Genomic DNA, 19,091 nt, shown 5'->3' on the forward strand with positions numbered 1-19,091 from the left:
TAAGGCGGGAAACCGCCTTTCCGCCCCAAATCTCCTGCTGCTCTGTGCTATGTTGGTTTAGAGGTATTCACAAATCTGACCATACTCAATAACAGTTAAAGGGACGAATCGGCATGTCGACATTTTTCATGAATGACCGCAAGAATCTGATTAACGACGTAATTGAAGGCGCAATTCTTACTTCCCCCTACAAAAATCTCGCCAAGCTAGACATCGATCCGGCCATTCGTGTTGTGGTTCGCAGCGACTGGGACAAAAAGAAAGTCGCGCTGATCTCCGGCGGCGGCTCCGGCCATGAACCGGCGCACGTCGGATTTATCGGCAAAGGCATGTTAACCGCCGCCGTCTGTGGCGATGTTTTTGCTTCTCCCAGCGTCGACGCGGTGCTTAGCGCCATTATTGCCGTCACGGGCGAAGCTGGCTGCTTGTTGATTGTGAAAAACTACACCGGAGACCGTCTCAACTTTGGGCTGGCGGCTGAAAAAGCCAAAAACCTGGGTTACAAAGTCGATTTAGTGATGGTGTCCGACGACATCTCCCTGCCGGATAACAAGCAGCCTCGCGGCATTGCCGGCACCGTGCTGGTGCACAAAATCGCGGGCTATGTGGCTGAAAAAGGTAAGTCACTCAAGGCGGTAACCGCCGCGGCGCAAAAGGCTATTGATGCCACCTCGAGCATTGGCGTGGCGATGACCGGCTGTAGTTTGCCGGGAGACAGCGGCAAAGAAGAGGAAGAGAGCCGCATCCCTGCCGGGCAGGTTGAGCTAGGTTTGGGTATCCACGGCGAGCCGGGCGTGTCGAAAATCAAAACTCAGAACAGTGAAAAAGTCGTTGCCACCCTGGTCGAGAAACTACAGGCGCAGGTGAAGAAAAGCGACAAACTGGCGGTATTGATTAATAACCTCGGCGGCGTTTCTCCTCTGGAGATGAATCAACTGACCAAAGAACTGGCGCATTCGGCGCTCGGCAAGTCGATTCGCTATCTGATTGGCCCTGCGGCGCTGGTCAGCGCGTTAGATATGAAAGGCTTCTCGCTTTCCACCATCGTGCTCGACGATGAAACAGAAAAAGCGCTGTTGGCGGATGTCGAAGCCGCAGGCTGGCAACCCCTGGTGAAACTGGAAAAACTGCCGACGTTGAAAGCCAAAAAGCTGGGGCAGAAATCAAAAGTCAAGGCCTCAACCAATGCCGAAGTGGGCAAGATTGTCGAGGTAGTCACCGAGACGTTATCCGGGCTGGAAGATGAGCTGAACAAACTGGACGCCAAAGTCGGCGATGGCGATACCGGTTCAACCTTCGCCTCGGGTGCGCGTGATATCCAAGAGCAAAACAAAGGCAAAAAGCTGCCACTGAATGACCTTTCTGCACTTTTAACCGTGGTGGGTGATCGTCTGGCGACCGTCATGGGCGGCTCGAGTGGCGTGTTGATGTCGATTTTCTTCACCGCCGCAGGGCAAAAAGTGGCTGACGGGAAGAAGATCAACGAGGCGCTGCTGTTTGGTTTGGAGCGCATGAAGCACTACGGCGGGGCTGATTTGGGCGACCGCACCATGATTGATGCCTTGCAGCCCGCTCTGGAAGCCTTGGGTAAAAAAGGCGACCTGAAAGCCGCCGCCAAGGCCGCCGCAAAAGGCGCGAAAGACACCTCCACCATGAAGAAGGCCAACGCGGGCCGCTCCTCTTACCTCAGCAGTAACAGTCTGAAAGGGGTGAAAGATCCGGGTGCGGTTGCAGTCGAAAAAGTGTTTGAGGCTCTGGCGAAATAATCTGTAAGAGCTGAAGTAAAACGGCCTGTGCGGTTTCCCCCACAGGCCGTTTTCTATTCATTATCAGTCAATCACGGGTTATTGCGGCCAGCGATCGAGTTTAATGCCGCGACCCGATGCCTTTTCACCAAATTCGGTCAGCACGGCTTTAACATCCGGGTCGATGTATTCGGCGTTCTCTTGCTCCACGCGCACCACGGCGTTATCTGGGATTTCCGCCAGAATGCTTTGCAGGCGCGGGTTATGCAGGAAGGTGAGGTTTTGTTGAAAACGCACCACATAGTGGTTGTCGTCATTGCTCAAGTGCATGGCGTTATGGTGGCTTTTATAAGTGCTCGACAGTAATTGAGCCAGTAAACCAATGCCGATACCCGCCAGCATGCCGAAGATTAAAATCCCCGCCACCGTGGCAACAAAAGGCAGAAACTGTGCCAGGCCGAGCCGCCACTGGGCAATAAACAGGGCCGGAGCCGCCAGTTTGTAGCCGGTATAAAGCAGCACTGCGGCCAGACAGGCGAGGGGGATAGTATTCAGTAAGTCGCTGAAAAACATGCCGCATAGCAGCAACAATACCCCATGAAGCAGGATAGAAACCTTGCTGCGCGCCCCAGCGTTAACATTCACCGAGCTGCGCACAATGACCGCCGTGATAGGCAGGCCGCCGAGAAACCCGCTGAGCAAGTTGCCAATGCCTTGCGCCCGCATCTCTTTATTGGGGGAAGGGGGCGGAGTCTGCTCCTTGAGCTTTTTCAGCGCCTCTTGGCTGAGCAAGGTTTCAAGGCTGGCGACCAGCGCCAGCGTTGCGGCGATGACATATACCTGCGGATTATTCCACGCGCTCCAGTTGGGTCTTTCCAACTGCGAGGTGACTTCGTCGGCGCTGTCGAACTTCGGCAATGCAATGCGCGGCAGGGAGTGCATGGCGTCCGGCAAAATACGGTCGCCGAAAATAACTGCCAGACTTCCCCATAAAACGGCGATCAGCGGGCCGGGAATATAGGTCATGAGCTTGATTCTCTGAAAGGGCTTGGTGGCCCACAGCCATAGAATAGCCAGCGCGACGCCTGCGACCACGAGTGACGATGGAGAAATCGCCTGAGCCGGATCGCTAACTAAGCCTTTCAACCCATCTTCGCCCTCATAGCCCATGGCCACGGGGATTTGCTGCAAGATAAGTAGAATACCGATGGCGGCTAGCATTCCCTGAATCACCGAGCTTGGCACCAGAGAGACAAAACGCCCCGCTTTAATCAGGTAGAACACGCATTGCAGCACGCCCGCCAGCATCATCGCCAGCAGCAAGGTGGAAAATGAGCCAAGGGTTTGCATGGCGCCCACCACAATAGTGACCAGCCCGGCGGCAGGCCCACTGACGGCAAAACGCGACGGGCTGAGTAACGTGACCACTACGCCACCAATCACGCCAGTCAATAGACCTACAAACGGCGGCATTCCGCTGGCTTGTGCAATACCCAGGCTGAGGGGAAGTGCCACCAAAAACACCACAATGCCGGCCGGAATGTCATAGCGCAGGCTAGAAAAGTTGAGTGATTTATCCATGCTCAGTTCTCCCGTCGAGTGAGCTGTATTGGTCAGGATGGCCAACCCACTGCCTGAGCGGCTTATGTGGTTTAACAGTGGATGAGTAAGAGTGGAGAACAGGTTGGCGCTGTTTCTGCGCCCGGCTTCGATTGCTTGCAAGGAGGGGATTTATCGTGGTCACTTTTGCTTCTCTCGGTCTGTGGGGCAAGCAGGTGTAACCCGCCTGACCAGGGCCATTAACGTCAAAAGATAAGAATTATTTAATTACGAATTGAAGCTTACAGATACAGTTTCTAACATGTTAGTCGGCAATTCCGCATAAGGAAAATCTTAGAGTGATGAGTTTTATGTCAGTAATAATGGCCTTTACAGGCTGGCGAGGTTAATGGAGAGAGGTAGCGAGCCTTCGTGTTCTGCCGAGAGAGCCACTGTTTACGAAGCTTGTTTGATGAGTTTTTTCTGCCAAAAGTAAGAGTTAATATAAGTTATTCTTATTTATAACCTTGCTCGACTACTGGCAAAGAAAACAGTATGTGGGAAAAGGCAGTGGATAAACCACTGCCAGAGTGAAGGGTTAGTCGAGGTAAAAAACGGCTTTTAGCTCCTGACTGACTGGGCTGCTGTCCACATTGGTGGGCATGATGTCCGCCATATGTCGCCACCATTTTTGGCAAATCTCAGTGTCTGCTACTGCATTCCAGCGCGCTTCAGATTCAATCTTTACGGTGGCAAACAGCAAGCTGCGCTGCTCATCCAAGAAAATGCTGTAGTGATGCGCTCCGTGGGCCTTCAGCGTTTCTTCTAACTCCTGCCAGATAGGGGTGTGCCGCCGCTGATATTCGGCGTGCGCGTCAGGATTCACCTGCATCACAAAAGCTTTACGAATCATTTTTTTCCCCTCATTACATCGCGCTGAGATAGAGTTCACGGACCTGTTCCCGAGAAGCTTCTCTTGGGTTGCAGGGCGCGCAAGGGTCTGCCAGTGCTTTATCCAGCCAGCCTTCAATATCGCCTTTCGTGATGCCCAGCTCGGCAAAACCTGAAGGAATACCCACGCGTTGAGAGAGTGCGCGAATAGCGTCGAGCGCAGCGTGGCTGGCGCTTTCTTCATCCATCCCGCTAATATCTATCCCCATAGCACGAGCAATATCTGCAAACCGCTGCGGACAGGATGGCCGATTAAAGGCCTCAACGATCGGCAGTAATATGGCGTTGCAGACACCGTGCGGCAGGTTGTGCGTGGCACCCGGCTGGTGAGCCAGTGCGTGAACCAGTCCCAACCCGGCGCTATTGAATGCCATACCCGCCAGATATTGACCGTGGGCCATCTTCTCGCGTGCCTGTAAATCCTTGCCGTTTTCTACTGCTGCTGGCAACCATTGGCTAATGGTACCGATCGCCGCCAGCGCCGTCGGATCCGTCAGGGGATGTGCCCCAACAGAGACGTAAGCCTCGATAGCATGGGTAAGGGCATCCATGCCGGTTGCGGCAGTGACGCTTGCAGGAATGGCCAACATAATGGCGGGATCATCCACGGCAATATCAGGGATCAGGTTGGTGTCGATGATCACTTCTTTGACCTGACGCTGGCTGTCGGTGATCACCGCGTTACTGGTTAACTCGGCCGCCGTGCCTGCCGTAGTGTTGATCGCCACCAAAAACGCACCTGGGTTTTTCACCTTGCCAACGCCCGAATAGGCCGTGACCGGCGCAGGGTTGGCAGTGAGGATTTTGATGCCTTTCGCTGTATCAATCGGGCTGCCGCCGCCAAACGCGATCAGATAGCTGCATTTATTCTGCGTATAGAGCCGGTAGCCTTCATCCACGATTTCACTGGTGGGGTTTGGCGAGACGCCGCTAAAGAGTGCATAGGGCAAGCTGGCTGCTTCTAAAGCGTCAAACAGGCCGTCGAGCAGGCCGAGTTCGATCAGCTGGGCATCCGTGACGATGAGCGCTTTGCCGGAGATCTTGCTCTGGAGCAGTGCCACCATATCCGTGATGGCACCTTGCCCATGTAAGCTAATTTTAGGTAAAGCCAACATAAAGCTCATAACGCGTTCCTTTTCATCATTATGCTTTGAGTGCGGCGGCAAAAGGTTTGACGTCGAAACGCTCGCCTAATGCAATCAATTCCTCGGTAGAAATGGTTTGCTTCTTGCCGCCCATGGCAATCACTTTGACCAATATCTCTGCGGATTTCTCAGCGGTATCAATAAGTCCAAAGGCATCGTCGAGGGAAGGGCCGCTGCCGAAAATGCCGTGATAGGCCCAGAGCACCAGAGTGTGGTGTTGCATCTGATCGGCGGTAGCTGCGCCGATGCCATCCGTGCCCGGCACCATCCACGGCACAATGCCGATACCATCAGGGAATACCACCAGACATTCGGTGCTGCATTCCCAAATTTCGCGAGTGAATTTTGCGCTATCAAGCTCAAGCACGTAGGTCAGAGCAATCAGGTTAGTGGCATGGCAGTGCATGATCACTCGGTCCTGACCATCAGTCACTTTCATGCGAACGATATGAGATTGCAGATGCGCAGCCAGCTCGGAGGTCGGTAAGCCCCCGGCAGTTAAGCCCCACAGAATGCGGTAACCCGTCCCCTGACCGTTAAGTTGTATAACGGCCAAAGACTCGGCGGGCGACAGCTGAACATTGCGGAAGAACTTGCCCGAGCCTGTGACGATAAAGTAGTGATTCGCCAGTTCCGGTGCCGCTTGAGTTAGGGCTATTGACCGTGGCTCGCTGTAAAAATCGGCTTTATAGGGCGCGACATCTTCTGGCAGCAGGCGCAGGCTGACGTTGCCGCCGTTGCGCTCATCCCAGCCTTTCAGCCACATATCGCTGGTGGCTTTGATCATACCCTGGACGAACCAAGCGTTGAGTAAAGTTTTCATCGTTAAATACCTTTAAAATCTTAAAAAATGGTGAGTTAGCTTTTATCGTTTTGCGAGTTCAGTTTTTTCATAATGGCGAACGTTATCCAGCCATTGGCTACCGACTGGAACGTCATGGCGCAGACAATAGATATCCCACACGGCTTGCCACGGCAGGCATTTCTGTTCTTCGAGCAGCGCCAGCCTTGCGGTGTAGTCCCCCTCGTTCTCGAGCTTTTTCAGCAAGTCGGTGGGTTCGAGCAGGGCGCGCAGCAACGCTTTTTTCATATTGCGCGTGCCAATAACCCACGCCGCGATACGGTTGATGGAGGCGTCGAAGAAATCGAGTCCGATGTGTACGCGGTCGAACAGCTTGTGGCGGATGATTTCGTTGGCGATGGCCTGAGTTTCGTCATCCAGTAATACCACGTGGTCGCTGTCCCAGCGCACCGGACGGCTGACGTGAAGCAGCAGACGCGGGACGTACAGCATCACGCTGGAGATTTTGTCGGAGATGACTTCCGTGGGATGGAAATGACCTGCATCCAGACACAGTGCAGTTTGGCGGCTCGCCGCATAGCCCAGATAAAACTCATTCGAGCCGACGGTATAGCTTTCCGTGCCGATGCCGAACAATTTGCTTTCTACTGCGTCAATGTGATGGTGGGGATCGAGCTTCTCAGCAATGACTTCATCAAGCGCGCTTAATAGCCTTTCACGCGGGGCGAGGCGATCGACGGTGAGATCTTTCATGCCATCAGGGATCCAGATATTCATCACCGATGGGGTATTGAGCGCCTTGCCGAAAGAGGCGGAAATCCGGCGACTGGCCTGACAGTGTTCAATCCAAAACTGGCGGATTTCAGGATTAGCGTGCGACAGCGTGAAGCCATCTGCACTCAGGGGGTGTGAGAAGCAAGAAGGGTTAAAGTCCAGCCCTAGCTGGTTTTTCTTCGCCCATTCGACCCACTGGCTAAAGTGTTTGGGTTCGATTTCATTTCGCGCGACAGGCTTGTCAGATTCCAAATATAAAGCATGTAAATTCAGGCGATTAGGGCCGGGAATAAGCGACAGGGCCTGTTCTAAATCGGCACGCAGTTGCTGTGCATTTTTAGCTTTACCCGGATAACTGCCGGTGGCCTGAATCCCTCCTGTTAATGCGCCTTCTGGATTTTCAAAACCGGCAACGTCGTCACCCTGCCAGCAGTGCATTGATACAGGTAGGGTGTCGAGTTTCTGCATCGCGTCTTCGGCATCAATACCGAGTTGGGAAAAGCGCTCTTTCGCGAGCGTCCATGCATGATCTATAGATGAAGTCATACTGCGAGTTCCTCATTGGCGTTACTGAGTGCCTGAAAGCGACACCAGTGGGTAGCAAGATTGGGTACAGGCTGCGGCACATAGCGCTGCTGTGGGAATTGGCTAGAGAGCATTTGCCGATAAAGGTCGACATCTTTGACCAAGTTAAGGGCCATCAGCTGGCAGCCGATATTGCCGAGGGTGGAAGCCTCGACAGGGCCAGCGGTAACAGGAATTTGGCAGACATCGGCACAAAGTTGATTGAGAAAAGCATTCTGGCAGCCGCCGCCGACAATATGGATTGCCTCCAGCGGTGCTCCTTGTAGTTCAGCGAGCTGCTGAGCCGTTTGACGATAAAGCATGGCAAGGCTGTCAAAGATGCAGCGTGCTAATGCCGCAGGGTTTGTTGGGACCGGCTCCCCCTGCTCATGGCAGGCTTCACAGATGGCATCGACCATGGATGCGGGGTTAATAAAGCGCGAATCGTTAGGATTGATAAGGCTGACAAAGGCCGGCAGCGCGGCCGCCTCGTTAATTAAGGACGGCAAATCCTGCACGTTCAGCTCGTTGCAGATGCGCTGCAACAGCCACAGTCCCATGATGTTTTTTAATACGCGATAACTGCCGTTAATCCCGCCTTCATTGGTGACATTCGCCTCAAGAGCTGCGCGATGGGTGAAGGCTTTCGGGCTTTCGATCCCCATCAGCGACCAGGTACCGGAGCTGAGATAAGCTGAGTTTTTTCCGGACATTGGGGCGGCCACCACGGCACTCGCCGTGTCATGGGTGGCAACGCTGGTTACCGGCACGCGGTGCCCGTTAGGAGACAGCCAATAGCCTAATGATTTGCCCGGTTGGGAAGGTTTCTCTAGCCAGCTTTGCGGAATGCCCGCATATTCGAGCAGCTTTTCATCCCACTCTCCGCTGTGGATATTGACCATCTGTGTGGTACTGGCATTGGTATGTTCCCAGTTCATCACGCCGGTTAAACGGTAATACAGATAGTCAGGCATCAGCAGAAGGCGGTCTATTTGCGGGAGCCATTCTGGCTGCTGGCGAGTCAGCGCTTTTAACTGGTAGAGGGTATTGAACGGCAGGAACTGAATGCCCGTGGTGCGATAAATCACGTCTCGACCAAGCTCCAAACAGGCTTGTTCCATCACGCCGTCCGTGCGTTTATCACGGTAAGCGACGGGCAGGCCGACACGGTTTCCCTGCGCGTCCAGCAAGACAAAATCGACTCCCCAGGTATCAATCCCAATGCTGTCGAGGCGAATATCGGCACTCTCCAGCAGGGTCAGGCCAGTAAGAATATGCTGCTCGAGAGCGTCGAGATCCCAAGTGTCATAGCCATCAACTTTCACCAGCGTATTAGGAAAACGATGGATCTCTTTCAGCGTCAGTTGCGCTTTATGTTCACTATTAAAGGTTGCAAGCATCACGCGCCCACTCGAAGCGCCCAGATCAATTGCAGCAATATGGTGGAGTGTCATAACGGCCATTCCTTTTCAGATATGGTCGCAGTTTAGGCGTGTAGCTGGGGCATGACCTTCCCGTGAATGCCAAGCAATGGAGGCAATTGGCAGCATCAAAAAGGTGATTGAGGAGTGGATCACAAAACGATAAAAACGAAGGAATTTCACCGCGAATGTAATGGGAAGAATTTTGCAATTATAGGTTGTGATCTTCGCCGCAGTTCCTTTCAACAGTCGGCAAATCTTTAAAAAATAACCGCAGAACGCGTTTTCTATGCCGTCGTTTTAAGGTTATCCGCCAGAGGTCAGGATAGGGTTATTTCACTTATTGAGGACAGGAGGCGAGACATGACGTTACTAATTGGCGATGATTATTTTGCTTCACCAGAGTTAACCATAGCCGTGGAACGGCGAACTCCGCAGGAAGCCTTCCCTGAGCATTACCATGATTTCCACGAGATCATGCTGGTGGAGAGTGGGTCCGGCGTGCATATCTTTAACGATGCACCTTATACACTTACCGTCGGCACTGTCTGTTTCGTGCGCGCCAGTGACCACCATCTTTTTGAAAGCGTCGATAATCTTCGGCTGACGAATGTGCTTTATCGTTCACCACAGGCATTTCGTTTTCTGCACGACGTCGGCCAATTTCTCCCGCAAGAACATCACTATCAGCAACAGGTGCATTGGCAGCTTAGCCCAACTTTGTTGCAGCAGGCTCTACAATGTATCGCTGTTTTAGAGCAGCATGCGGGGGGAACCCACCCCCAGCAAATCGCGGCGACGGAAAGCCAGTTTCTGCACCTGTTGATCCTGCTCTATCAGGGGTGTTTCCAGCCACTATTGAGAGACACCTCGGAAAACAAAATTAACCAGCTACTCGAATGGCTGCATGGCCATTACAGTGAGGAGATTAACTGGCCGGAAGCCGCAGATCGATTTACGTTGGCACTACGCACCTTACACCGGCAAATGAAGCAGCAAACTGGTATGACGCCTCAGCGTTATCTTAATCGCCTACGTTTGCTCGAGGCGCGCCGCAGGCTACACCATAGCGATCAAAGCATTACCGATATCGCCTACGCCTGTGGCTTCAGCGACAGTAATCATTTCTCGACGCAGTTTCGCCGGGAGTTCTCCATGTCGCCAAAACTGATGCGCAACCAATTGCGTTAGCTGCCGCACCTTTTGGCTGCTTGATGCGGGTATAAAATTTGCCCTGCGCTTATATTCCTTTGACTGAATGGGTTTGGGGATAGCCACGATGCAGCTTAAATTAATGAAAAATGATTTTTTTCTGACCAATAAAAACTCCGTCATGGTGGCCGAACGCCACCCTCAGGCAAATTTCCCTTCCCATGATCACGACTTTGACGAGTTAGTGATTGTTTGGCGGGGTAACGGCACGCATATTTGGAATGGCATTCCTTACCCCATTACCTGCGGCGATCTGTTCTATATCAATGCCAATGACCGACATAGCTATGAGTCAGTCAATGACCTCGCGCTGGACAATATTCTGTATTGTCGCGAACGCTTTCGTCTGGCTGCCGATTGGACCCAACTGCTGCCAGGGGAGGGCGTAAGCCAGGAGCAGCGCTATTGGCGGCTCAGTTCCCTTGGCATGACGGCTTTACGGGATAAAGTCGACGAGCTTTCTGCTGAATGTATGAAATCAGAATCGATCTCGGTTCAGCTCAGTGAAGCCTTATTGATGCAGCTAGCCCTCTTGCTGCTGCGTTATCGTCACCCGCCAAATAGCGGCGTTTTACCCGATGCTCACCAGCTAGATCTGCTGCTGATGGCACTGCGAGCGAGTATTAGCGAGCCGTTCCATCTGGAGAGTTTCTGTCAGAAGCACGGCGTAGGGCTACGCGCAGTGCGAGCCTTGTTCAAACAGCATACCGGCATGAGCGTGTCGCACTACTTAAGACAACTGCGGCTATGTCGGGCTATGAGTTTACTGCGCTACAGCGATCGGACCATTGGTGAAGTTGCGGCGGAATGCGGCTTTGATGACAGCAACTATTTTTCAGTGGTGTTTAACCGAGCCTGCGGGGTATCGCCAAGAGATTATCGCCAGCGCTTTATGAAACATGTCGTTAAGCCGATGGTGGTGCCGACATTATCCTGATGCTCATGGAGCGACTGCCAAAGTGAGTTTATCTTTGTGGCAGTCGCTGTAGGCAATGTGATTAAGGGATTAGGCCGACATTCCCATGCCCACGATGTTGGCGGCCAGAATAATGATCAGACATCCCAGAGACAAAATTGCCACCGGCTTCCTGCCCACGCCTAGCCACTCTTTGAGCAACAGGCCAACAATACCGCCACACAAGACGTAGAAACTCATGTGTAACATCCAGCTCATGTAGCCGTACTCTGACGGAATGCTGGCGTGGCCCCACGCATAGAAGAAGAATTGCAGGTACCACATGGTGCCGCCCAAGATGGCAAACAGCGCATTCGTGATGAGCAGAGGTTTAGCAATCGACAGATCTGCTTTCACGGAAAGTTCGCGACGGGTTGCCAGCCGAATAAAGCAGAAGCCGAGGTTGACGATCGCGCCGCCGCCCATAATGACAACATAGCTTGGCAAGGCAACATAGAGGGGATTCAAACTTAGCTGCGCGGCTGATTCATGCATAGGCGTCGCGGCGCTCATGGCAAATGACATTCCGGCGGAGAAAATACCGCAGAAAGCGGCCAAAATAAGCCCCTTCTTGAGGTTAAATTCCTCTGCTTTGATGCCCAGCGATTTTTCCTTCAGGTAGCCTGCGTAGCTGACCACGGCAACGCCAATCACCGCGACCAACACCCCGAGCAGCGTCATTCTGCCGCCCGCCGTTCCTATCAGCACATCAACTTTCCCTTGCAGAACGGGTGTCATGAGCGTGCCAATTATGAGGGTGATACCGATGGCGATGCCTATCCCCAGCGACATACCTAAATAGCGCATGGTCAGGCCATAGTTGATATTACCTATGCCCCACATTGCCCCAAACAGGAAGATAGGTAGCAGTGTTGAAAGACTGAATGAGCTGTAATAGGCCCAAAAATCTGGCAATAAAACATAGCTGACTGCCCATGGCAGAACTATCCATGAGAAGAGGCCGGCCATCGACCACATGGTTTCCCACGACCACTTTTTAACTTGCTTGAGCGGGGCGTAAAAACAAGCTGCGCTGGCGGCGCCCACCAAGTGCCAGATAATGCCAAGAATAATAGAACTGCTCATACTGATAACCCTTTTTCGTTATTCATACTGGTTGTAGATGAGGTTGTTATGTGAGGGCACGCTTTACTGCCGCGATAAACGTTAAGGGCGGCATTGAGCGAAGTTTAGGCAGGGTTGTTATTAGGTACCTTCCACTGAGTGCCACCATTGGGGCGCATTTGGCATTCGCTAAAAGATGGTGATGTGGCAGTTCACAGATTAGAAATGGCAGCTAAAAAAGAGGGGAGGGGGTATTTAATTTGGTCAGGCTAAGAAGGCCATAATCACCATCGCGGAATATATCCGGGTAATTTCTACTCTTGGCGCTCATCTGAGAGGTAACAGACTGATGTAACATAGGCAGTGAATGGTGCTATTTCATTCAGCAGCCTTAATGGATAAACGAGGTTGTCATAATAATGAAATAAATTTTCTCAGGAATAATGGTTAATGCCAATTTTCTTGGCGTATTAATCATCCATTTTTTTAATGTTTGAAACATTAAACTCGCCGTTATTCACAGCGAGTTTTTCATGTTATCTGTCGAAAGAATAACTTCCCATGAATAAAGTATTTTATTTCTTCCGCTATTTTTGGCGTGATAAAGCAACTGATCTGCCGCAGTTAATGCGGAAGGGAAATCGCCGTCATGGAGGGTAGAAAGCCCGGCGCTGACTGTCACATGGGTGGAAACATCAGCATTAAAGTTATGCGGAATATTTAAGCTCAGCACCTTATTTTGAATGCGCTCAGCCATGCGTACCGCGTAGTCCTGGGATACATTCGACATCACGACCAGAAACTCTTCACCCCCGTAGCGCACCACCACGTCGCGAGAACGAACGGCATCGCGTATGGCTGCTGCGACCCGGACCAAAGCGTGATCTCCCATGGTATGACCATAGTTATCGTTGTAGGCTTTGAAGTGGTCAATATCGAGCAACATCACGTAATGGCTGGATTTGTCCTGACTGAATACGGTTTCTAGCTTGTTTTGTAAGCCGCGGCGATTATACAAACCGGTAAGGGGATCAAGCATACTGAGATCGCTAAATTTTTCCCTTTCGCTATAGAGATTGGTCAACATTCGGCGGGTGAAGGCGTCGCTGCGTTTAAGCATCATATGGTGCAGATACAGCCCAATGAGCGGCAGGGCAACGGTGAAAATTATCTTGGAGATGTGAGTGAAACCGTCTAAAAAAATAACGGTTCCAGTGGAAGGTGCTACATGAAGGCAAAATGCCAGGAAATTATCCGATAAAGCGATAACGCTAATAAAGAATATACTGAGCAGGCTGACCAGCAAGTAACTCTTATCATAGTCACCGATTTTATCGCACTGCAGAATTATATGCCACGCCCATAAACTACCGACCAAGATGGAGCAGATACTTAAACGGAATAGCTCAGTTTTTTTATTCAAATAAATGAATATTAATCCTGACACGCACACCACCCCAATAATCATTAAGGGCAAGCTGGCTTTAGCCATCTTTACTGCTGGGTTAATCATTGAAAATAGGGCCGATGCACTATTTAAGAAAAAGAATAACAATAGCGAAAGACGATGTTTGCTTTTTAGCAATTCATCATAGGCATGAAATATCATTAAAATTCACTCTATTTAGGGTCCGGCCTTATGAATAGATCAATGCTGCAATATCTGCAGTAAATAGCTGAGTTCAAATAAATTGACGACTAATAATCCAGGAAGGTGATTATTTAAATTCGATAGGTTATTAAATACCGAACTTAAAACTATCACTTTTGGTTACCACTGTCACCTTAACGGGCGCGTGGCGGGCAAAATGATGCGCGATGAGAAAAATTGCTATATGCTATTGGTTCTCATTATCACTGTGTGGCAAAGATCATGATTGCAGCGATGGTAGCGGCGTGTGGACTCTGGGGAGTGAGTTGGTTTTTAGGTAAAAGGCTAACCAGCGGCTGGGGCGTGCTTTTGCCTTGTGCGCTGCTGCCCTTATTGGCTTTAGCCAATCTTTCGTTGGATAACCTACGCGTACTGGTCGTTATTGCGATGCTCGCTACGCTGGTGATGTTGCTGCATAAAACACTTCGCCACTATTTACTCCTGCCGTCGTTTGTTGCACTGGCAGGCGGGCTGACAGCACTCTCTTTAAATTTCAATCTGTTATAATCAGGCGGGCGAAAGAATAAATCGTTTAACAGGGTTTAAGGTTTTGGGGGGCTGACTGTTGCCTGAAAGGCAGAGATTTTTTCGAGAAAAGACATAGACTTGCAAGAGGGGATGTCGATATTTGAAGAGAATCATGTGGTGCGAAGGGAGGGACTCGAACCCTCACATCCTAAGGACACTAACACCTGAAGCTAGCGCGTCTACCAATTCCGCCACCATCGCACAGATGATTTCTTCTTTATATCTAACTGCCTGATTTATATCACCGGAGTGGTGCGAAGGGAGGGACTCGAACCCTCACATCCAAAGGACACTAACACCTGAAGCTAGCGCGTCTACCAATTCCGCCACCATCGCATCGTGCCGTGCAATATAAATTCAGTTTACTGCTGTTAACTCACTCAGTAGTTGTATTGGTGCGAAGGGAGGGACTCGAACCCTCACATCCAAAGGACACTAACACCTGAAGCTAGCGCGTCTACCAATTCCGCCACCATCGCATTCTCAGCAGAAAATTCATCAGAACTTACTCTGCGAGTAATACAACTACGGGGCCGAATTCTAGAGATTTCCGCTCCGCCGTCAATACTTATTTCCCCCATTGCGGACGTTTGGTGTAAAAAGCAGCATATTCATGGGGAATAGGGCTGTTTAGCTATTTACCAATAGGCCAAATGCAATGACTCGAGGGAAATATCGCCGCGTTTGATGTCTCCCTGAGTGAAGCCAAGGCCACGGCGATGTAAGGTGCCGCAGCCTGTACGGCTCCGGCGAGTTAAGGTTAGCGTTTTTTCTTTTTCGGATCGCGTGGCGTGCGGCCTAGCGTGGCTTGATACACCTTAAAGCGGCCATTCTGCGCCAACACTTCGTGGCTGCCGAAGGTGGCATCCAGCAGGGCAGCGTATGGCAGGAAGGCGTTAGCTACGATGCGCAGGTGCCCGCCGGTATTCAGGTGCTTGGCTGCGCCGCGAATCAGCTGTTCAGCCGCATGGAGGCTGGTTTGCAAGCCTTCGTGGAACGGCGGGTTGGAAATGATCATATCGAAACGACCCGCGATGTCGGAGTAGACATTACTGGCGATAACTTCACCCGGCAGGTCGTTAGCTGCCAGCGTCGCCCGGCTGGCTTCGATAGCCGCTGCGCTCACATCGCTGAGGGTGATTTTCATTTTTGGCGAATAAGTGGCCAATACTGCCGCCAGCACGCCGGAGCCGCAGGCGATATCCAGCACTTTGCCTTTCACCGGCTCTTCAAAGCTGTTAATTAACAACAGGCTGCCGCTATCTAGCCCTTCACGACTGAATACGCCAGGCAGGGTTTTAATAGCGACTTCTTCCACCATATAGGTGTCCCACCACTCTTCGGCGTCGAACGCAGGCTGCTTTTCCAAACGGCCATGGTATAAGCCACAGCGGCGCGCGCTGTCAATTTTGCTGACGGCGCACAGCTCTTCGAGCACGGTTTCCACGCTGCGAACGCCGCTGCGGTTTTCGCCGACCACAAAGAGGTCGATGCCTACTGGCAGCTGGGACAGCAGGTTGAACAGTTGGAATTTTGCTTCCTGCTTGCTCTTCGGCCAGTAGTAGACCAGCAGGTCAGAAGGCTGGATAAATTCAGCATCGGCTAACAGGCTAAATTGCACATTGTCTTGTAATGCGCCGCTCAGCATCTGCCAATGGTGATATTGATTGGTATGAACGCGAACCTCTTCAGCCTCGCACTCATCAACGAAAATGGCGGGTAAATCATCTTGTAAGTCACCGGCAAACAGCACGCGGCGCCCTGTAAATTCGTCACTGTGGCGCAGTATTACTTCACTTGCCGGGGTTAATGCAGACATCAGGTTGTGGCTCCTCAGGAATATGACCGGTGATTATAGAGGTTTATTGGCGCGCGTTCGATGTGTTTGCTAGCATAGCGCGGCATTTCGGGTGTTCAACAGGCAGGGAACAGGTATGGCATCAAGACGAGACTGGCTGTTACAACAGATGGGGATCACCCAGTGGACATTGCGCAAACCCTCTGTTTTACAAGGGGAAGTGGCCGTTAGCTTGCCGGAAAATACCCGTCTGCTGATCGTCGCCGATGTGCCTCCTGCTGAAGATGATCCGTTGGTAAATGATGTGGTGCGCAGCCTCGCGCTGGCGGCTCAACAGGTTTACCGTCTGACGCCAGAGCAGGTGAGTATGCTCCCCGAAGGCACGCACTGTAATACATGGCGACTGGGCATTAACGCACCCTTAGCGGTCGAAGGCACACAGTTATCCAGCCCGGCTCTGGCCGAGCTTTATCAAAATGCCGCAGCCAAACGCGCGCTCTGGCAGCAGATTTGTGAAAATGAACAACATTTCTATTCTGACGCCCGCTGATTTACCCCGTGCCCTGCAAATTGAAAACGCCAGCCACGCTTTCCCCTGGACCGAGAAAACCTTGGCCAGCAATCAGGGCGAGCGTTACCTCAATCTCAAAATCACGCAGGGCGAGCAGATGGCCGGTTTCGCCATCACGCAGATCGTTCTCGACGAGGCGACGCTGTTCAACATCGCCATCGACCCCGCATTCCAGCGCCAAGGTTTAGGCCGCAAGCTGCTTGAAGATGTCATCGAAAAGCTCGAGCAGCGCGACGTCGTCACCCTGTGGCTTGAGGTCCGCGCCTCCAACAGCAAAGCCATCGCGCTGTATGAAAGCCTCGGCTTTAATGAAGTTTCCGTTCGCCGCAACTATTACCCCGCCGCGCAAGGCCGTGAAGACGCCATCATGATGGCGCTGATTCTGGGTTAGCCTAAACCCTGCCTAAAAAACCATTGATTGCCCATCCAGCTTAAATCAGTGAAAATAGCCGGCTATTAACTTTTATTACCGCTTTGCCTGACGTCCTGTGACGTGATGAACAATGATGCAGGGCGGCCAACCGAAGAAACGTGAAAAACATGTCTCCAAGTGAATTCGCCCTCGAAGTGGCTAAACGCCGTACCTTCGCTATTATTTCTCACCCCGATGCGGGTAAAACGACCATCACTGAAAAGGTGTTGTTATTCGGACACGCGATTCAGACCGCCGGTACGGTAAAAGGCCGTGGCTCCAATAACCACGCCAAATCCGACTGGATGGAAATGGAAAAGCAGCGTGGTATCTCCATCACCACCTCCGTGATGCAGTTCCCATACCGCCACTGTCTGGTTAACCTGCTCGACACCCCTGGGCACGAAGACTTCTCGGAAGATACTTACCGTACTCTGACGGCGGTGGACTGCTGCCTGATGGTGATCGACGCCGCGAAAGGTGTAGAAGACCGTACCCGCAAGCTGATGGAAGTTACCCGTCTGCGCGATACGCCAATTCTTACCTTTATGAACAAACTCGACCGTGACATCCGCGACCCAATGGAAGTGATGGACGAAGTTGAGCGCGAGCTGAAAATTGCCTGCTCGCCAATTACCTGGCCTATCGGCTGCGGTAAGCTGTTCAAAGGGGTTTACCACCTCTATAAAGACGAAACTTACCTGTATCAGACCGGTAAAGGTCACACCATTCAGGAAGTGCGCATTGTTAAAGGATTGAACAACCCTGACCTCGACGCCGCCGTGGGCGAAGATCTGGCGAAACAGCTGCGCGAAGAGCTGGAGCTGGTGCAGGGCGCGTCCCACGAGTTCGAGCAAGAAGCTTTCCTCAGTGGCGAACTGACGCCAGTGTTCTTCGGAACCGCATTGGGTAACTTCGGCGTTGACCATATGCTGGACGGCTTGGTTGAGTGGGCACCTGCCCCAATGCCACGCAACACCGACCTGCGCGAAGTGAAAGCCAGCGACGAGAAGTTCACCGGATTCGTGTTTAAGATCCAGGCCAACATGGACCCGAAACACCGTGACCGCGTGGCTTTCATGCGCGTGGTGTCCGGCAAATATGAAAAAGGCATGAAACTGCGTCAGGTGCGTACCGGCAAGGACGTGGTGATTTCCGACGCGTTGACCTTTATGGCGGGCGACCGTTCGCACGTTGAAGAGGCTTATCCGGGCGATATTATCGGCCTGCATAATCACGGCACCATTCAGATTGGTGACACCTTCACTCAGGGCGAGAACATGAAGTTCACCGGCATTCCGAACTTCGCCCCAGAAATGTTCCGTCGTATTCGTCTGCGTGACCCGCTGAAGCAGAAACAGCTGCTGAAAGGGCTGGTTCAGCTGTCGGAAGAGGGCGCAGTACAGGTATTCCGCCCAATCGCCAACAACGACCTGATTGTCGGCGCGGTCGGCGTGCTGCAGTTTGAAGTGGTGGTCGCGCGTCTGAAGAGCGAGTACAACGTTGAAGCGATTTACGAATCCGTCAACGTCAGCACCGCACGCTGGGTTGAATGCAGCGACGTGAAGAAGTTCGAAGAGTTTAAGCGTAAGAACGAAGTTAACCTGGCGCTGGACGGCGGCGATAACCTGACTTACATCGCGCCAACCATGGTGAACCTGAACCTGGCGTCAGAGCGTTACCCGGAAGTGACGTTCCGCAAAACCCGCGAGCATTAATTTTCACTGCTCGGTTAACCTGTTTCATTGGTTAACTCTGCCCCCCAAAAGGCGACGATCCGGTCGCCTTTTCTCTTCCCGCTTGCACAATTCTGCTGTTTTAATCTTTCCGCTGCGCAACTACTTTTGCGGTTTTCGTTGATTTATTGGGCAATATTGTGGTGTTTTGATCGGACTTGTCTGCATTTGGCGCCGATTTAGCATTCTTTCTCCCCATCTTCGATTTCTCAGCTATATTAA

16 protein-coding genes and 3 tRNA genes are annotated in these 19,091 nt (G+C 52.0%); 7 read left to right on the plus strand and 12 right to left on the minus strand.

Annotation, left to right across the window (positions count from 1 at the left end; all coding sequences use genetic code 11):
* Positions 1–113 precede the first annotated feature (113 nt).
* Positions 114–1,766, plus strand: coding sequence for a dihydroxyacetone kinase subunit DhaK (locus tag SBO83_RS11170; RefSeq protein WP_396131562.1), 1,653 nt, complete (start codon positions 114–116; stop codon positions 1,764–1,766).
* 78 nt (positions 1,767–1,844) lie between these two features.
* On the opposite strand, the gene SBO83_RS11175 is transcribed toward SBO83_RS11170, so the two are convergent.
* The 6 genes from SBO83_RS11175 to rhaB form a co-directional block, all read right to left on the minus strand.
* Entirely contained in the window at positions 1,845–3,326 is a 1,482-nt protein-coding gene (locus tag SBO83_RS11175; RefSeq protein WP_396131563.1) for a SulP family inorganic anion transporter, read from the minus strand.
* A 556-nt stretch (positions 3,327–3,882) separates the two neighbouring features.
* Complete coding sequence (gene rhaM, locus SBO83_RS11180; protein WP_396131564.1) at positions 3,883–4,197, minus strand: L-rhamnose mutarotase; 315 nt, start codon at positions 4,195–4,197, stop codon at positions 3,883–3,885.
* 13 nt (positions 4,198–4,210) lie between these two features.
* Positions 4,211–5,359: a lactaldehyde reductase gene (fucO, locus tag SBO83_RS11185; protein ID WP_396131565.1), complete on the minus strand. Its 1,149-nt coding sequence runs from the start codon at positions 5,357–5,359 to the stop codon at positions 4,211–4,213.
* Between the two features lie 19 nt (positions 5,360–5,378).
* A complete protein-coding gene (rhaD, locus tag SBO83_RS11190; RefSeq protein ID WP_396131566.1) occupies positions 5,379–6,203 on the minus strand; it encodes a rhamnulose-1-phosphate aldolase in 825 nt (274 codons plus the stop codon).
* A gap of 42 nt (positions 6,204–6,245) precedes the next feature.
* On the minus strand, positions 6,246–7,502 hold the full coding sequence (locus tag SBO83_RS11195) for an L-rhamnose isomerase (protein ID WP_396131567.1): 1,257 nt from the start codon (positions 7,500–7,502) through the stop codon (positions 6,246–6,248).
* Positions 7,499–8,974, minus strand: a complete 1,476-nt coding sequence (gene rhaB, locus SBO83_RS11200; RefSeq protein ID WP_396131568.1) for a rhamnulokinase — start codon at positions 8,972–8,974, stop codon at positions 7,499–7,501. Before rhaB ends, SBO83_RS11195 begins: the two co-directional genes overlap by 4 nt.
* Before the next feature lie 330 nt (positions 8,975–9,304).
* Here rhaB and rhaS point away from each other — a divergent pair, with 330 nt between their 5' ends.
* Together rhaS and rhaR are read left to right on the plus strand one after the other, a co-directional pair.
* Positions 9,305–10,132, plus strand: a complete 828-nt coding sequence (gene rhaS / locus SBO83_RS11205) for an HTH-type transcriptional activator RhaS (protein ID WP_353500863.1) — start codon at positions 9,305–9,307, stop codon at positions 10,130–10,132.
* Positions 10,133–10,220: 88 nt separating this feature from the next.
* A complete protein-coding gene (gene rhaR / locus SBO83_RS11210) occupies positions 10,221–11,090 on the plus strand; it encodes an HTH-type transcriptional activator RhaR (RefSeq protein ID WP_353500864.1) in 870 nt (289 codons plus the stop codon).
* A 69-nt stretch (positions 11,091–11,159) separates the two neighbouring features.
* Here rhaR and rhaT read toward each other — a convergent pair whose 3' ends face one another.
* Entirely contained in the window at positions 11,160–12,194 is a 1,035-nt protein-coding gene (gene rhaT, locus SBO83_RS11215; RefSeq protein ID WP_396131569.1) for an L-rhamnose/proton symporter RhaT, read from the minus strand.
* Positions 12,195–12,690: 496 nt separating this feature from the next.
* A complete protein-coding gene (locus SBO83_RS11220) occupies positions 12,691–13,782 on the minus strand; it encodes a diguanylate cyclase (protein WP_396131570.1) in 1,092 nt (363 codons plus the stop codon).
* A 264-nt stretch (positions 13,783–14,046) separates the two neighbouring features.
* Here SBO83_RS11220 and SBO83_RS11225 point away from each other — a divergent pair, with 264 nt between their 5' ends.
* The gene (locus SBO83_RS11225) at positions 14,047–14,331 is read left to right on the plus strand and encodes a DUF1435 family protein (protein ID WP_396131571.1); all 285 of its coding nucleotides are present in this window, start codon (positions 14,047–14,049) and stop codon (positions 14,329–14,331) included.
* 136 nt (positions 14,332–14,467) lie between these two features.
* Here SBO83_RS11225 and SBO83_RS11230 read toward each other — a convergent pair.
* The 4 genes from SBO83_RS11230 to rsmC all read right to left on the minus strand — a co-directional run bounded on the left by SBO83_RS11230 (position 14,468) and on the right by rsmC (position 16,171).
* Positions 14,468–14,553: transfer RNA gene (locus SBO83_RS11230), tRNA-Leu, on the minus strand.
* A gap of 49 nt (positions 14,554–14,602) precedes the next feature.
* Positions 14,603–14,688, minus strand: a tRNA-Leu gene (locus SBO83_RS11235).
* Between the two features lie 57 nt (positions 14,689–14,745).
* Positions 14,746–14,831: transfer RNA gene (locus SBO83_RS11240), tRNA-Leu, on the minus strand.
* 281 nt (positions 14,832–15,112) lie between these two features.
* The gene (rsmC, locus tag SBO83_RS11245; RefSeq protein ID WP_396131572.1) at positions 15,113–16,171 is read right to left on the minus strand and encodes a 16S rRNA (guanine(1207)-N(2))-methyltransferase RsmC; all 1,059 of its coding nucleotides are present in this window, start codon (positions 16,169–16,171) and stop codon (positions 15,113–15,115) included.
* A gap of 115 nt (positions 16,172–16,286) precedes the next feature.
* Here rsmC and SBO83_RS11250 point away from each other — a divergent pair, with 115 nt between their 5' ends.
* The 3 genes from SBO83_RS11250 to prfC all read left to right on the plus strand — a co-directional run bounded on the left by SBO83_RS11250 (position 16,287) and on the right by prfC (position 18,851).
* A complete protein-coding gene (locus SBO83_RS11250) occupies positions 16,287–16,700 on the plus strand; it encodes a DNA polymerase III subunit psi (protein ID WP_396131573.1) in 414 nt (137 codons plus the stop codon).
* The gene (gene rimI / locus SBO83_RS11255; protein WP_353500870.1) at positions 16,669–17,112 is read left to right on the plus strand and encodes a ribosomal protein S18-alanine N-acetyltransferase; all 444 of its coding nucleotides are present in this window, start codon (positions 16,669–16,671) and stop codon (positions 17,110–17,112) included. Before SBO83_RS11250 ends, rimI begins: the two co-directional genes overlap by 32 nt.
* Positions 17,113–17,261: 149 nt before the next feature.
* Positions 17,262–18,851, plus strand: coding sequence for a peptide chain release factor 3 (gene prfC / locus SBO83_RS11260; protein ID WP_034786949.1), 1,590 nt, complete (start codon positions 17,262–17,264; stop codon positions 18,849–18,851).
* Positions 18,852–19,091: the final 240 nt, after the last annotated feature.

This window comes from Ewingella allii, assembly GCF_044430645.1.
Lineage (GTDB): Bacteria > Pseudomonadota > Gammaproteobacteria > Enterobacterales > Enterobacteriaceae > Ewingella > Ewingella allii.